This is a genomic window from Lentzea atacamensis, from assembly GCF_003269295.1.
GTDB classification, from domain to species: domain Bacteria; phylum Actinomycetota; class Actinomycetes; order Mycobacteriales; family Pseudonocardiaceae; genus Lentzea; species Lentzea atacamensis.
Window position 1 is genome coordinate 580693 of record NZ_QLTT01000005.1, and the last position, 14743, is coordinate 595435.

Consider the following 14743-nt stretch of genomic DNA (forward strand, 5'->3'; position numbering starts at 1 on the left):
TCACCCGGCGTGGACGAGCAAGGCGTTAGGGTGCAGCAGGTCAACCATCTCCGTGATCACAAGAGGATTTGATGACACCGCGCGTGCTGCTCGTCGAGGACTACGAGGACACACGCATCGCTCTCGTGGTGGAGCTGGAGGCCGCGGGCTTCGACGTCGACGCCGCCGCGGAGATCGCCGGCGCGGACAGGTTCCTGAACAGCAACGACTACGACTGCGTCGTGTTCGACCGGCTGCTGCCCGACGGTGACTCGATCACGTACGTCCACCGCAGGCGCAAGGAGGGCTGGGCCACCCCCGTGCTGTTCCTGACCCAGCTGGACAGCGTCACCGACCGAGTGGCCGGATTCGACCACGGTGGTGACGACTACGTGGTCAAGCCGTGTGACATGGCCGTGGTGACCGCTCGCGTCCAGGCGATGTGCCGCCGGGCCGGGCGCGCTCGCCCGTCCGTGCTGCGCCACGCGGACCTCGAGGTCGACTGCGCGCGGCGGGAGACGCGCCGGCGCGGGGTGCTCCTCACGCTCAGCCACAAGGAGTTCGCCGTGCTCGAGCACCTGATCGCACGGGCGGGCACGACCGTGACCAGGTCGGAGCTGATCGAGCACTGCTGGGACACCAGCACGGACCCGATGTCCAACGTCGTCGACAAGGTCGTGAAACGGCTGCGCCAGAAGCTGCTCGAACCGGAGCTGATCCACACCGTGCGGGGCGTCGGTTTCCGGCTGGAGGCCCAGCGGTGACCACCGGTGCCGCGGCCCGCCTGCGCGGTCTGAGGTGGTTGCTCACCGGGTTGTTCACGGCGTTGAACGCGACCGGGGTGCTGCTGGTCGGGTGGCTGCTGCTCGACCTGGACGAGCAGAAGGGCGAGCAGGCGCTCGACGCCGACCTGCGCCGGGTTCCCCCGCTGGTGGTGCGGCACCTCGAGTTCAAGGGCGGCGACCTCGACACGCGCGGGCTCTTCGGCGACTCGATCACGGTCGAGTGCCCGCAGTTCGCGGTGCTGCCCGCCGGCGAAGGGCGGTTCGACCCGTATGTGAGCGGTATGTCCTGTGTGGACGTCGATCTGGCTGTGCTGAGCGAACTCGCCAACGACGCGGTGCGCGAGCGTGTGCCGCAGAGCGCTTATGTGCATGCGACGAACGGCAAGCTCGTCCGGGTCTACGCGCAACCGTTCATCAGCGCGGACGGGCCGTACGTCGGCGCAGTCGTCGCGCACATCGACGCGCAGCAGGAGAAGGACCGGCACGACCGGCGGGTGCTGCTCGTGGCGCTGGGCTGCGTGATCCTCATCGGCGCGCTCGGCGGCACCGGCCACTTCCTGTCCGGACTCGCGATCAGACCCGCGGCGATCGCGCTCGAGCAGCACGAGGAGATGCTCAACGGCATCGCGCACGACCTGAAACGTCCGGTCACCGGGCTGCGGGCGCTCGCGGACACCGCGATGCGCAATCCGGGCAGCATGGGCAAGGTGCTGCCGCGCATCATGCGGCTGGCCAAGCGGATGGGCGGGATCGTGAGCACCCAGCTGATGCACGCGAAGTTCGAGGCCGGCGTGCAGCAGCTCGCCATCCAGTCGGTGCAGCTCGACCAGCTCGTCTCCGCCGTTGTCGAGGACATCCCCGCCGACGGCGCCCGCATCACCTTCACGGCCGTGCCGACCAGGGTCGACGCCGACCCGGACCTGATCGGGCGCGCGGTCGAGAACCTGATCGGCAACGCCGTCCAGCACGGTCACCTGCCCGGCAGCGACCCGGTCGTGCACGTGAGCGTGGCCAACGGCAGGGTGGTGGTCGCCGACGAGGGACCCGGGCTTGACACGGTCGCTGCACAACGCGCGCTGCAGCGGTTCACCAGCAGCGGCGGATCAACGGGGCTGGGCCTCTACCTCGTGCAACGGATCGTGCACGCGCACGGCGGCACGCTCGGGATCTACCGGTCCGAGACCGGCGGAGCGATCTTCGAGATCGCGCTCCCCACCGGGCGGCGGTAAATGTACCGATCCCGAATGTTTTCTGTACCGGCGTCGTTACCCTTCGCTGTGTGAGTGAACGCAAGCACTCCCGCTGGCCGTTGCTGGGCCTGGTCATCGCCGCCGTCGCGACCGTGACGCTGGCGTTGACGGGTGCCGCGAAAAACGTTCCCGGCCTCGAGTTCATCCCGTCGGGCCACTGGATCGCGAACCCGGAACAAGGGCTCGTGGTCCGCGTGGACGGTGCGACCAAGAAGCCGGACACCCAGGTGTCCGTTCCCGGTGTCACCCCCGGCAGCCAGGTCGTGCAGGACGGCACCCACGGCTACGTGGTCGGCGACGACGACGTGACGATCTTCGGCAAGTCGACGCTCTCCGTGGAGGCGACAGTGCCGGCGCCCGTCAAGGGCGAGCGGTCGGTGCCGATCGAAACCGCGGGCGGGGCCTACTCGGTCTTCCGGCAGAGCGGCCAGATCGTGCGGCTCGGCCTGGAGCCGAAGGTCATGTCCGCGGGAGGCCCGGTCGGACCACCCGTCGCGACCGGTGACGGCACGGTGTGGTTGCACCGCACGGACTCCGGGGCGATCTGCACGGTCGTGCGCGACGCGACGAGCGTCAGCTGCACCGCCGCCGCGCCGGCCGGTCACGCCGGCGGCCTCACCGTCAGCGGCGGGAAGGTCGTGTTCGTGGACACCACCGCCGACACGATGAGCGTCGTCGAGGCGAAGGGGCTCGGTCCCGCGATCAAGCTCGGTGTCGACGCGCCGTCGGACGCCCGGATCGCCACCGCGGACGCCGCGGGCAAGGTGGCCCTGCTCGACCCGGCGGGGAACCGCATGCACCTCGTGGAAGTGCGCGTCAACGAGAAGGGCGCGCTCGCCGAGCAGCGCCCGCCCGCCGCGACCGTGCCGCTTCCGGCCGGCGAGTACGACGCTCCGGCGGTCAGCGGTGAGGCCGTCGTGCTGCTCGACCACAAGAGCAAGTCCGTGCGCACGTACGACAACGGCGGGCGCGAGAAGCACTCCACGCCGATTCCCCAGGAGAAGGGCAGGCCCGAGCTCGTTCGCGGCGAGGACGCGCGCGTGTACGTCGACGGCGGCGAGGGCAAGCACGTCGTAGTGGTGGACAAGGACGGTTCGCTCCAGCCGGTGCCCGTCATCGGCGCGAAGCCGGAGGAGCCGAAGCAGCCGGTGCAGCCTCCCGTGGTGCCCCCCGCGGTGCCCACTGTGCCGCCCACCGTGCCGTCCGCGGACAAGCCCGCCGACCGTCCGGTGCCGCCACCGACCACGAACAGGCCTGTGCCGCCGCCCGCGCGTGCCAACCCGCCGCAGCAGACACCGCCACCGATCCCGGTGACGCCGCCCGGCATGCCGCAGAACCTGGCCATCGCCATCACGACCAAGCAGGTCGACGCGACCGTGACGTGGGGGGCCGCGCCGGCCAACGGCGCACCGGTCACCGCCTACCACATCTCGTGGCAGAGCGAGGGCGGCCGTTCCGGCTCGGCCTCGGTGGCGGGCGGCACGCTGTCCTACGTCGTCAAGGGCATCTGGTCGGGCAAGGACCACCCGTTCACGGTCACCGTGGTCGCGCAGAACAGCGCGGGCCGGGGCGCACCGGCGACGGCACGCCAGGTGCCGCCGCCGAGCACCAAGAGCATCAGCCTGACCAAGGGCCCGCGCGCACCCGACTGCAAGGAGCCGAACTGCTACTACATGCACATCGTCATGACCGGTTTCGAACCCGGGACCAGGTACAGCGTGAATCCGCATTCGACGCGCGCCGGCTATTCCAACCCCGGTCACGGCATCACGACCAACGAGCAAGGTCGTGCGGAGTTCAACGCCTTCTACTACCACGGCGCCGGTGACACCGTCTGGGTCACGGCGGACGGCGTGGAATCGAATCGTCTGGAGTGGACCGAGTGAACCAGATGCGTGCGGCCGCGGTGTTCTCCGCGATTTCCAACAACGTCCAGCTGGTGGTCAGGGGCAAGCCGGACGTCGTGCGGCTGGCGATCGTCGCGCTGCTGGCCGAGGGACACCTGCTCGTCGAGGACGTGCCGGGACTGGGCAAGACCACGCTCGCGCGGTGCCTCGCGCGCAGCATCGGCGGCAGCTGGAGCCGGATCCAGTTCACCCCCGACCTGCTGCCCGGCGACATCACCGGAGTGACCGTCTACCACCAGAAGGACGAGAAGTTCACCTTCCACCCCGGCGCGGTCTTCGCGAACGTCGTCGTGGCGGACGAGATCAACCGCGGCACGCCGAAGACCCAGTCCGCGATGCTCGAGGTGATGTCGGAACGCCAGGTCACCGTCGACGGCGTGACGCACCAGGTGCCCTCGCCGTTCCTGGTGGTGGCGACCCAGAACCCGATCGAGATGGAGGGCACCTACCGGCTGCCGGAGGCGCAGCTCGACCGGTTCCTGCTGCGGCTGTCGGTCGGCTACCCGGAGATCGCCGATGAGGTGTCGATCATCATGAACAACTGCACCGGCATGAACGCCGACCGCCTGCAGCCCGTGGTCGAGATCGCCGCGCTGGTGGAGGCGATCAACGAGGTGCGCGGCCTGTTCGTCGACGGGGCGATCTGCGAGTACGCGGCCCGCATCTGCGCCGCGACGCGGATTCACGCGTCGGTGCGGTTCGGTGCGAGCCCGCGCGGCAGCATCGCCCTGGTGCGGGCGGCACAGGCGCTGGCGGCCACCGCGGGCCGCTCGTTCGTCACCGCGGACGACATCAAGTACGTCGCGGTGCCCGCTCTCGCGCACCGGCTCGTGCTGACCGCGGAGGCCGAGCTGAAGCAGCGGTCCACCGCGGACGTCGTGGCGGAGGTGCTGGCGACCACCCCGGCGCCGATGATGAGCGGCGCGGGTCACTAGGTCATGCGGCTGACCGGGCGAGGCACCGTCGTGCTGGTGGTGTCGCTGGGGCTGGGCGCGGCCGGGTTCTGGGGGCGCTACCCGCTGTTCCTGCTGCTGGCGCTCGCGGGACTGGTCGCGGTGGTTGCCGCGGTGGCCGTGACGTTCCGGCGCGTGGGCGTCGAGGTGACGCGCGAGGTGTACCCGGACCGGGTCGAGAGGGGCTCGCAGGCGCTGGGAAAGCTGAAGGTGCGCAACACTTCCGCGCGGTGGCAGCGCGGGTTCCTCGCCAGGGACACCGCCGGCGGCTTCCACCGCACGGTTCAGGTGCACGGCCTGGCACCGGGCACCTCGCGGCCGTACGACTACCACCTGCCGACGCCGGTGCGCGGCAGGATGCCGGTCGGCCCGCTCACGTTGCGCCGCACGGACCCGTTCGGCTTGGCGCACAACAGCGTGACCGTCGGCGACACGGTGACGCTGTGGGTGCACCCGCGCTCGTATCCCGCGTTGGCGCGGACCGGCGGATTCCCCCGCCACCACCACGAGGGCCGGTCGAACGAACACCTGCGCGGCTCACTCGACCTTCGCGAGCTGCGCGAGTACCAGCCGGGCGACGAGGTCCGCGACATCCACTGGAAGGCGACCGCGCGCACCGGCCGGTTGATGGTCAAGGAGTCCGCCGACCCGGACCAGCCCAGGCTCACCGTCGTGCTCGACACCCGCGCGTCCGCCATGCCGCCGTTCGCTTTCGAGGAGGCGGTGGACGTCGCGGCCTCGCTGCTGAGGTCCGCCGCGCTCGCCGGCCACCACGCCAGGCTGCTGACGTCGTGCGGCACGGACCTCGCCACGGCGGGTGGGCCGCTGGCGGCACGGCAGTTGCTCGACCAGCTCTGCCTGATGCGTCAGAGCGACGGGACGGGAGCCCTGTTGCCGGCCGTCCGGCATCAGGGCGGCAGCCTGGCCGTGGTGACGTCCGGGGCCGCGGACTCCTCTGAGCTGTCCGGGCAGCGTTCCCGGTACTCCGCGATCTTCCTGCTCGCTGTCGCGCCGGACGGGTACGCGGCTCACGTGCCGGGTGCGCGCGTGCTGACCGCTGCCGACGCCGCCGGAGTTGTGGGGCTGTGGAACGAGGTGCGGACGTGAAGAAACGACTGCCCGTCGCGCTCACCGTCCTCGCCGCCGCCGTGGCCGGGCTGTGTTTCGCGCCTGTTTTCGGTGCCGGCGCACTGCTCCCGGTCATCGCGGTGGTCGCCGTGGTCACCGGCGCCGCAGCACTGCTGTGCGAGTCGCTCGTCGCGTGGCGTCCGCTCGTCGTCACGCTCGCCGGGCTGCTGGCCGTCGTGGAAGTGCTGCTGTTCCCGACCACCGTCCTCGGGCTCCCCACCGGTACGACGCTCGCCCAGCTCGGCGAGGGCGTCACCGAGTCCTGGCAGCTCACCCTGCAGTCGACCTGGCCGGCCCGGCCCGACGCGAAGCTGGTGCTGTTCGTGCCGCTGCTCGTGCTGCTGGCGTCCGTCTTCGGCGTGGAAATCCTGCTGCGCCTGAAGAAACCGGCGCTCGCACTGGCGCCCAGCTTCCTCGTCGTAGCGCTGAGCCAGCTGTTCGGCGCACTCACCGGACCCGCCGCCGTGGTGGCGGCGCTCTCGTACGTCGCCGTCGCCGCAGGGCTGTTCGCGGTGAGCCGGCCGTCGGAAGAACACCAGTCCGCGCAAGCGTTCCTGCCCGCTCCACTGGTCGTCACCGCGGTCGTGGTCGTGATCGGCCTGCTCGTGCCGATGCCAGGCCCGGCCTACTCGCTCAAGCAGGAGCAGCTCGCGCCGGTGTCCGCCCGGATGACCAGTCCGCTCGACGACGTCGCCCAGCGGCGCGCCCATCCGGACGCTCCGGTGTTCAGCGTGCGGCCGGCGTGCGACGAGTGCGTGCCCGACCGGTGGCCGATCGTCGTGCTCGACACCTACGACGGCGTCACCTGGGCGGCCGGCAGCCGGTACCGCAGGCTCGGCACCGAGCTCGCACCTCCCGCCCTCGACGTCCCGGTGCGTCGCCGGGACGCGGTGATCAGCCTGCGCGAGGCGGGAACCAGGTGGCTGCCGAGCCAGACCTGGCCCGCCGCCGTGAGCGGAGCCGACCCGCTGGTGGAGGAAACCGAGGGCAGCCTGCTCGTTCAGAGTCCACTGAGGACGGACACGGTCTACGGGCTGAGCTGGTGGGAGCCGGAGATCAGCGGATCGCTCGACGGTTTCGCGATCGACCCCGGACTGGGTGGCCTGGACGGCGTCGGCACACCGCCACCCGGTGTCGCCGAGCTCGCCACCGGAGCCGTCAACGGCGTCCGGTCGAGCTTCACGTCGGCGCTGCAGCTCGAGCGGTTCCTGCGGGAGAACTACCGGCGGGTGGACGGCGCCGGCGGGCACAGCTGGCCGCAGCTGCGCCGGTTCCTGCTGGACACCAAGGAAGGCACGGGCGAACAGTTCGCCGGCGCGTACGTGGTGCTGGCGAGGATGCTCGGCATCCCGGCCAGGCTCGTCGTCGGTTATCGCACCCCGGAACGGAAGTCCGGCGGCGAGTACGTCGTCTACAACGACGACGTGCTGGCGTGGCCCGAGGTGGCGGTCGCCGGCGTCGGCTGGGTACCGCTGGACCCGGCCGGTGCGGCGAAGGGCGGTGGGGGCAAGAACAACGGCCTGACCGCCGCGACGCAGAACGCGCGGGAGAAGCTTCCGCCGGTCCCGCTGGACCCGCCGGTGGCTCCCGGCTCGTCGCGGCAGGCCGAGGCGGATGCGCAGGACCGGTCATTTCCCTTCGCTGCCACGCTGGTTCCGGTCGCGGTGCTCCTGCTCGGGTGGCTCGCCGGGGTACCGGTGACGAAGTGGGTCAGGGCCCGCAGGCGACGGCGCAGGGCGGGAACCGGTGCCGTGCACGGCGCGTGGCTCGAGGCGCGCGATCGGCTGCGCGAGCACGGAGTACCGCTCACGGTGGGCATGACCCCGTTGGAGATGGCGGCAGCCGCGGCCGGCGCGGGTCTGCCGGGTGCAGCGGACGGCGTGCGCAGGCTTGCGTCCACAGTGGACATCGCGATGTGGTCGGGCACGACGCCGGGTGAGCAGGTCCGTGACGACGCCTGGGCCGCCGTGCACGCGGTCCGGCGCGGTCTGCGGGCACGGGGTCTTGTTGCACGGCTGCGTGCCGCGGTCGACCCGCGGACGTTGAGGGCCTAGCGCTTGCAGGTGGCGTTCCGCACCGGCTTCGGCTTGCTCTCGTACACGTGGTTGCCGTCGGTGCCCTGAACCAGGAAGCAGTACTTGCGGGTCGGGTCCACCTCGACCTTCAGCGACCGGTTCTGCTGGACGCGCACGACCTTGGGCTTCTCGCCCTCCCCGGCGACCACCACCGCGAACTCCAGCTGTTCCGGGCTCTCCCACCGCAGGTCGACGTGACTGACGTTGTCGACGGGCTCGGCGAGCTGCAGCACCACCGCCTTCACCGAGGTCGGCGACGCCGACACGGGCCCCTCACCGCGCACCTGCGGGTCGCTGCGCATCAGCAGCACGCCCACCACCACAACGACGAGCAACCCGGCCGCGCCGGCGAACACCGGCACCGCGGGATGTTTCCTGGTGGTCGTGTCCGGCGCGGAGACGAACACGGGGGTGCCACCCGGCACCGGCGGGCGTTGTGGCGCGGCAGGCCGGTCGGCCGCGGAGAGCCGCCCGAGCCACGTTGCCACGTCACGCATGCTGCTGGGCCGGATCGCCGGATCCTTGGCGAGCAACGCCCTCACCAGCTCGGCCAGCTCGTCGGGCAGGTCGGCCCGGTCCGGCCGCGGCACGGTGGAGCCGAGCACGCGCAGCTTGCGGTCGTCCGGGTGCTCACCGAGCCGCGCGGGATGCGGCGACAGCCCCGACAACGCCAGGTGCAGAACCGCACCCAGGCCGTAGAGGTCGGAGCGTTCGTCCGCGGTGCCGTGCTCCAGGGTCTCGGGTGCGAGGAAGTCGACCCCGTCACCGCCCTCGTGCGGGAACACCAGGCGCAGCGTGACGCCGAAGTCCGCGAGCACGGGCTCACCCGACGGCCGGAACAGGACGTTGCCAGGCGTGACACCACCGTGGACGATCCCCGCCTCGTGCGCGACCGCCAGCGCCTCGGCGAGCGTCCTGCCGAGCGCGATGACGTCCGCGATCGGCAGCGGCCCTTCCTGCTCCACGACATCGGCCAGCGACTCCGTGCACAGCTCCATCCGCAGCGCGGTCCGGTCGCCGAAGTCCTCCAGCCCGTCCGCGACCAGCACCGCCGGGGCGTTCAGCCGCGCGACACGGGCGAGCTCGCGCTCGACCTCGGCGCGGGTGCGGCGGGGCAGCTTGGCGCGGAACACCTTGAGCGCCACCGCTTCACCGGTAGCGGCGCGGATGCCCGCGTAGACCGTCGCCCTCGGCCCGGTGCCACGCGGCACCAGGTCACCGAAACCATGATCAGCCCCCATCGCGGTCTCATCCTAGCGCCGCAGGGTGGTCGTGGTCAGCCGCGTTCGAAACCTCCCCACACGGCGTGGCTGCCCGCCATCACGCCGTACCGATCGTCCTTGGCGTCACGCGCACCGCGGGTCTGGTTGAACTGCACGGCGAAGGCGTGTTGCCCGGCAGGCACCGTGCGCCCCGGCTTGAGGTCCCAGCGGTAGACGAGCTCGCCGTCGGCCTCTCCCACGGTGATCGTGAAGTCGTCGGCGGGCATGGTTTGCCAATGGCCACTGCTCTGCACACCGCCCGTCTGCGCGATGCGAACCTGCACGGTGAGCGCGGTCAGCCGCTGCGTGGTGCCGATGACGAGAGTGTCCTGACTCCAGAAGGTGTGGCTGTTCGGATCAACGGTGCCCTTCGACGACAACGGTCCGTCGGTCGGCCTGCTGCCGGTGGAGTCCGGCACCTCCGGCACCCGCGTCGTTACCGGCGGGTCCGGCTGGTTCGCCGCGGGCGGGCGAACCACGGAACTCGTGGTGGGCGGTGCGGAGCTCGTGTTCGAGACGCCGGGCAGCATCGTGTCCGGGGGCGGCGGTGAGGTCCCGACCACGGCGACGGCCAGACCCGCGGCCGCCAGGATGCCGGCCGCGGTCGCACCGGCGAACGTCACCTTGGACCAGGACCTCGCCCGGCCGGACGACGGGCGAGTGGTCGTGGCCATGCCGCGCTCGACGCGGGCCAGCATCCGGGCGCGGTCCGGCCGATGAGCCTCGGCGGACTCCCGCAGCTGCCTGCTGATCTGCTCGTTCATCGGCTCGCCCTCCCCGCGATCGCGTTCCCGGCCGCTCTCGCACCGAGCACGCGTTCCAGCTCCGCCATCCCCTTCGAGGTCTGGCTCTTCACCGCGCCGACCGAGATTCCCAGCGCCAGTGCGGTTTCCTTTTCGGACAGGTCGAAGGCGTGCCGGAGGACGACGCACGCCCGCTTCCGGAACGGCAGCCGGTCCAGTGCGGCCCGGACGTCGACCACCGCGGCGACGTCCGGACCCTGCACCTGCTGCGGAGCGCGTGACCAGAACAGCGCTGTCCGGCGCCGTTCGCGGGTCGCGCTGCGGATCCTCTCCTTGGCCAGGTTGGCGACCACGCCGCGGGCGTAGGCCAGCGGCTGTTCCGCCTGGCGCATCCGGTCCCAGCGTTGCCACAGCGCGACCAGGGCGTCCGCGGCCAGGTCGTCGGCGGCCTCCGCCTCACCGATCAGCAGCCACGCGAACCGGGCCAGTTCGGCGTGGTGCCGCTCGAAGAAGTGGTGGAACTCCGCCGATCTGTCGTCGACGAGCATGTCTCTCGATCGCCCTCTCACCGCCGCGCCCCGCCGGGGCGGCAACTTACCTGCAGCCGGTGGCTCAGGACTGGTCGCCGTACAGCACCCCACGGCCGTTGGTACCCACGTAGACCCGTCCGAACAGCTCGGGATCCCCGGTGATCACACCGCCGACGGTCCCGCCGAACTGGTTGCGGTCGTCGTTGATCCTGGTCCACGAGGCGCCGCCGTCGATCGAGCGGAAGATCCCCGTGACGTCCTTCACCGTGCCGATGAGGTAGAGGGCGTGGTAGCGGGCGCCGGGAGCGGCCTTGCCGAATCCCACGGCACTGGCGCTCTGCACGCCGTTCAGCTTCGTGAAGGTCGTGCCGCCGTCCGTGGAGCGCAGCAGCCCGCCGCCGTGCGTGATCCACAGGTCACCCGCGTTGCCCGGTGCGGCCTTGAGGCTTCCGGTGGCGAGACCGGTGGCACGGGCGTTGAAGGTCCTGCCGCCGTCGGTGCTGGCGAACAGGGTGCCGCGGCTGAGCGCGTAGAAGGTGCCCGCGGTGGCGCGGTCGGCCACCACCGTCGTACCCGACGGCAGGCCGGAGGACGCCTTCCAGGTCTTGCCCAGGTCGGTGGAGACGTGGGGCAGCTGCCCCGACGCGGTCCACACGACGGTGCCGGCGTCGGCCGAGATCGCCACGGTGCCGCCGCCCGCGGCGTTCACCGGAGACCCGGTGAACGGTGCCCAGGTGACACCGCCGTCGGTGGAGTACGCGCCGCGCTGCTCGTCGCTGTAGCCGACGCGCACCACGACCTTCGGCTTGGCCTGGGCGAAGTCGATGCCGGTCGTGTTCCGGAAGAGAGGCCCGGACGACGCGCCGGCGGGCACCTTGGTCACGTCGTCGTGGCGGAAGCCGCCGATGTCACCGAGCGCGCTGATCAGCTTGCCGCCGGGTGGCGTGACGAGACCGAGCACCGCGGTCTCCTCCAGTCCCTTGACGGGGATGCTCCAGTGCGTGGGCCGCCCGCTGTCGGCCGCCGTCACGTCCTTGCTCGCCCACAGTCCCGCGCCGGTGCCGTAGAGGGCGTGACCGGAGTCGAAGGGGTCGATCGCCAGCGCGCCCATCCAGTGGCCGATGCCGGTGCCGACGTACGGTGCCCCGGAGGCATCACGCACGGACGTGGCCCCGAGCGCCTTCCAGGTGTTGCCGCCGTCGGTGGAGCGGAACAGCTCGTCCGACGGCCACCAGCGGTCGAGGGTCGTGACCATCACGGTGGCAGGACGCTGCGGGTCCACCGCGAGACCGGCGTAGCCGAATCCGGTGCCCGGCATGGGTGAGATGTCCTTCCAGGCACCGCTGGCAGGCGTGTACTTCCACACCGAACCGGCCTTCACGCCGTTCGGGCCGGGAACGTCGGTGTAGGTCAGGTACAGCGAGCCGTCCCCGGACAGCACGCCGTGGTGCGGCAGGTGCCCGGTGGGCTGGCCCGCGACGGCCTGCCAGGTGTCACCGCCGTCCGTGGAGCGGTACAGCGAGGTGGTCTTGTCGGCGACACCCACGTAGATCGTCTTGCTACCCGCGGGCCCGAAGGTCACGAAGGACAGGCCGACTCCGCTGCTGCCGCCGTCCTTGACGGGGAAGCTCGGAACCTGGCTCCACGTCGCGCCGAAGTCCGTGCTGCGCCACAACCCGTTCTTGCGGGTGCCCAGGTACACCGTGCCGTGGTTCGCGGGGTCGATCGCGAGCCGCTCGCCCATGGAGCGGCCGTCCTCGTTGCTGCCCAGCTTGAACGGCAGCTCGGTGCGCTGGAACGTGGCGCCCTGGTCGGTGGAACGCAGGATCGCGCCGTTGCCGGCCCACTCGTTGGTGTAGGTGCCGGTCGCGAGGTACAGGCGTCCCGGCTCGACCGGGTCGGTCGCGATGCTTTCGATGCCGAGCATGTTCCAGTCCGCGACCCAGTCGGTCAGCGGAACCCACTGGCCGCCGTCCCAGCGGTAGGCGCCACCCATGTCGGTGCGTGCGTACAGCAGACCCTTGCGGCTGGGGTTGAAGACGAAGCCGGTGACGAAGCCGCCGCCGGCGATCTGCACGTTGCGCCAGGAGTACCGGCCGGAGCCCGCCGCCACCGGAGACGACGTGGCCGGCGCGCTGGAGGTCTGGGTGGGCTTCTGCTGAGCGGCGACCACCGCGGGAGGCCTGGGCGCCGCGGGCTTGGTGGCCTTGGCGAGCTTCCACCGCTTGCCGGTGCCGTCCCCGTCGGCGGTCTGCACGACCGCCTGGCCGTCAGCGCCCTCGTTCACGCCGAGCACCATCCCGCTGCTGCGCGAGACGATCTTCACCTCGCCGTCGCCGGCCTCGCTGATCTTCCACTGCTGCGTGGGTGCACCGGTGTCCGACTGCTGTTCGACGTTGGCGGACGACGCGTCCCGCACGCCCAGCACCTTGGAGCTGTTGTGGTTGACCAGCTGGCGGTAGCCGTCGCCCACCGGCCTCACCCGCCACTGCTGGCTCGCCGAGTCGCCGGTGCGCTGCTCCTGCTGGATCCGGACGCCGTCCGCGCTCTCCGATCCGGCCACGTCCAGCGCGTTGCCGGTCTGCGCGGAGACGAACTCGTAGTAGGCGCCGGCGTCGACGGCCACCGCGTCCGAGTCGTTCAGCACCAGCCCGACGCAGGCGCCGGCGACCACCGAGGCGCTCAGCGCGACGGCGGCGATCACCGTCCCACGCCTGCCGGCGCGCTTGCGTGTCTGCGGGGCGACGCGACGGCCGCGGCGCACGGACTCACTCATTGCAGCACTCCTGGGGTCTGATCGTCTGCGGTGCTGCCCCGTGGTTGCCGCCGTCGCGCGAAAGGTTTCCGCCCGGTCAGGAATTTCTCAAACTCGAGGACTGGGCTCTATTCGCACGCGACGCCGTCCTTGTCGCGGTCGAGCGCCGGCCGGTAACCGGGCTGTCCGGCATAAAGCGGCGCCGCGCCGGCCGCCTTCGCCGCCGCGCAGTTGGCGTAGTACGCGGCCGCCGGCGGTGCGGGCTCGGGTTCCGGCTGCGGTTGCGGTTGTGGTTGCGGCACAACAGGTTGCGGCGCAGGCTTCACATCGAGCCCACCGCACGACGGACCCCAGAACCCGAGCGTGGCCTGCCTGGCGACCGCTTGCGCCTGCTGAATCGCCGCGTCCGCCGCGGCTTCCGCCCGAGCAGCGCCCTGACTCACCGCGAGAACCGCGTAGTCCGCGCCATCGACCAGCAGCAGTCGCGAGCCGACAGCGGTGACCGGCTTGCCCACCAACGTCTTCGTCGCGAACTCGACCGCCGACGCGGCCCAGCACTCACCGGGCTGGGCGAGTCCGGCGATCTGCACGTTGGTGCCGTTCGACAGGACCACAGTGCGCCCGTCCACGATCGACGCCACGGTCACCGGCGGCGGGGTCGTGGTCGTCGTCGTGCTGGTCGTGGTCGACGTGGTCGACGTCGCGGAGGTCGCAAGACCGGTTGGCTCCTGCGTGGTGCACGCGTTGATCGCGGACAACACCAGCAGGAACACGATCATGATCATCACGCCGCCACGGGCGTTCTTCGGCAGTTGTCGCCAGAGCTTGAGTGGGGCCATGGCCGTGCATCGCGACGCCTACTACGCAGTGTTACCTGCGTCACCCGGACGGTCTACTCGTGGGCGATGCAGATCGAGGGCGGCGCGCAACGCGTCAGCCTTCGCTTCGACCCTCTTCGGAACGATGGAGCGAAAGCTGTAGACCGCCAGCGGGCTGAGCCACTCCTCGTCGCCCGACTTGAGCAGCAGAACGATGTCGGCCTGCCCGAGGAAGACCAGGATGTCGCCAGGAGTGAGCCGGGTGTCGACAGCTTCCACGTCACCCCACGAGAAGTGGCGGGTGCATTCGAGCCGGCGCAGTTCGATTCCGTCGGGCGAGTACCTCACACCCATGATCAAGCTGCGGCACGCGCCGAAGCCGCCCAGCACCAACGCCGGCGTGCCGGTCACGACGCTGGAGACGACAGCCTCCCGGTCGGCGATCGCACCCGCGATCATCACGAAGCCGACCAGCATGAAGACCAGAGCCAGCAGCAGCAGAACGAAGCGCCACGGCGAGCTCATGCACCCACTGCCGTTCAACACAGACCTTCCCGC

12 protein-coding genes are annotated in these 14743 nt (G+C 71.1%); 6 read left to right on the plus strand and 6 right to left on the minus strand.

The genetic code is table 11. The annotated features are described in order from the left end of the window. Positions 1-71: 71 nt before the first annotated feature. From C8D87_RS25475 to C8D87_RS25500, 6 genes are read left to right on the plus strand one after another with little or no spacing between them, the layout of a single operon-like run. Positions 72-743 carry a response regulator transcription factor gene (locus tag C8D87_RS25475; RefSeq protein WP_211337581.1) on the plus strand — a complete coding sequence of 224 codons (672 nt, stop codon included), beginning with the start codon at positions 72-74 and terminating at the stop codon, positions 741-743. After that, on the plus strand, positions 740-1993 hold the full coding sequence (locus C8D87_RS25480; protein ID WP_109639905.1) for a sensor histidine kinase: 1254 nt from the start codon (positions 740-742) through the stop codon (positions 1991-1993). The genes C8D87_RS25475 and C8D87_RS25480 overlap by 4 nt, the downstream gene beginning before the upstream one ends. 50 nt (positions 1994-2043) lie before the next feature. Continuing rightward, positions 2044-3900, plus strand: coding sequence for a fibronectin type III domain-containing protein (locus C8D87_RS25485; RefSeq protein WP_112228639.1), 1857 nt, complete (start codon positions 2044-2046; stop codon positions 3898-3900). Between the two features lie 5 nt (positions 3901-3905). Next, positions 3906-4856 carry an AAA family ATPase gene (locus C8D87_RS25490; protein WP_109640084.1) on the plus strand — a complete coding sequence of 317 codons (951 nt, stop codon included), beginning with the start codon at positions 3906-3908 and terminating at the stop codon, positions 4854-4856. A gap of 3 nt (positions 4857-4859) precedes the next feature. Continuing rightward, the gene (locus C8D87_RS25495; protein WP_109639903.1) at positions 4860-5981 is read left to right on the plus strand and encodes a DUF58 domain-containing protein; all 1122 of its coding nucleotides are present in this window, start codon (positions 4860-4862) and stop codon (positions 5979-5981) included. Further along, positions 5978-8056 (plus strand): transglutaminase family protein, encoded by a 2079-nt coding sequence (locus C8D87_RS25500; protein ID WP_146771866.1) that lies wholly within the window; start codon positions 5978-5980, stop codon positions 8054-8056. The genes C8D87_RS25495 and C8D87_RS25500 overlap by 4 nt, the downstream gene beginning before the upstream one ends. Here the strand turns inward: C8D87_RS25500 and C8D87_RS25505 are convergent. The 6 genes from C8D87_RS25505 to C8D87_RS25530 form a co-directional block, all read right to left on the minus strand. Further along, entirely contained in the window at positions 8053-9318 is a 1266-nt protein-coding gene (locus C8D87_RS25505) for a serine/threonine-protein kinase (protein WP_112228641.1), read from the minus strand. The two genes, C8D87_RS25500 and C8D87_RS25505, sit on opposite strands and share 4 nt — an antisense overlap. Before the next feature lie 35 nt (positions 9319-9353). Then, positions 9354-10103, minus strand: a complete 750-nt coding sequence (locus C8D87_RS25510) for an RAD23 family protein (RefSeq protein WP_112228642.1) — start codon at positions 10101-10103, stop codon at positions 9354-9356. Continuing rightward, positions 10100-10630, minus strand: coding sequence for a SigE family RNA polymerase sigma factor (locus C8D87_RS25515; protein ID WP_109639899.1), 531 nt, complete (start codon positions 10628-10630; stop codon positions 10100-10102). Before C8D87_RS25515 ends, C8D87_RS25510 begins: the two co-directional genes overlap by 4 nt. A gap of 64 nt (positions 10631-10694) precedes the next feature. Continuing rightward, positions 10695-13388 carry an RICIN domain-containing protein gene (locus tag C8D87_RS25520; RefSeq protein ID WP_112228643.1) on the minus strand — a complete coding sequence of 898 codons (2694 nt, stop codon included), beginning with the start codon at positions 13386-13388 and terminating at the stop codon, positions 10695-10697. A 107-nt stretch (positions 13389-13495) separates the two neighbouring features. Next, the gene (locus C8D87_RS25525) at positions 13496-14206 is read right to left on the minus strand and encodes an excalibur calcium-binding domain-containing protein (RefSeq protein WP_215732476.1); all 711 of its coding nucleotides are present in this window, start codon (positions 14204-14206) and stop codon (positions 13496-13498) included. Positions 14207-14227: 21 nt separating this feature from the next. Continuing rightward, entirely contained in the window at positions 14228-14710 is a 483-nt protein-coding gene (locus C8D87_RS25530; RefSeq protein ID WP_112228644.1) for a hypothetical protein, read from the minus strand. Between the last annotated feature and the right edge of the window lie 33 nt (positions 14711-14743).

Coding starts and splice junctions, on each gene's coding strand:
- C8D87_RS25475 (WP_211337581.1), top strand. CDS start 72: ATGACACCGCGCGTGCTGCTCGTCGAGGACTACGAGGACACACGCATC.
- C8D87_RS25490 (WP_109640084.1), top strand. CDS start 3,906: ATGCGTGCGGCCGCGGTGTTCTCCGCGATTTCCAACAACGTCCAGCTG.
- C8D87_RS25495 (WP_109639903.1), top strand. CDS start 4,860: ATGCGGCTGACCGGGCGAGGCACCGTCGTGCTGGTGGTGTCGCTGGGG.
- C8D87_RS25505 (WP_112228641.1), bottom strand. CDS start 9,318: ATGGGGGCTGATCATGGTTTCGGTGACCTGGTGCCGCGTGGCACCGGG.
- C8D87_RS25510 (WP_112228642.1), bottom strand. CDS start 10,103: ATGAACGAGCAGATCAGCAGGCAGCTGCGGGAGTCCGCCGAGGCTCAT.
- C8D87_RS25515 (WP_109639899.1), bottom strand. CDS start 10,630: ATGCTCGTCGACGACAGATCGGCGGAGTTCCACCACTTCTTCGAGCGG.
- C8D87_RS25520 (WP_112228643.1), bottom strand. CDS start 13,388: ATGAGTGAGTCCGTGCGCCGCGGCCGTCGCGTCGCCCCGCAGACACGC.
- C8D87_RS25525 (WP_215732476.1), bottom strand. CDS start 14,206: ATGGCCCCACTCAAGCTCTGGCGACAACTGCCGAAGAACGCCCGTGGC.
- C8D87_RS25530 (WP_112228644.1), bottom strand. CDS start 14,710: ATGAGCTCGCCGTGGCGCTTCGTTCTGCTGCTGCTGGCTCTGGTCTTC.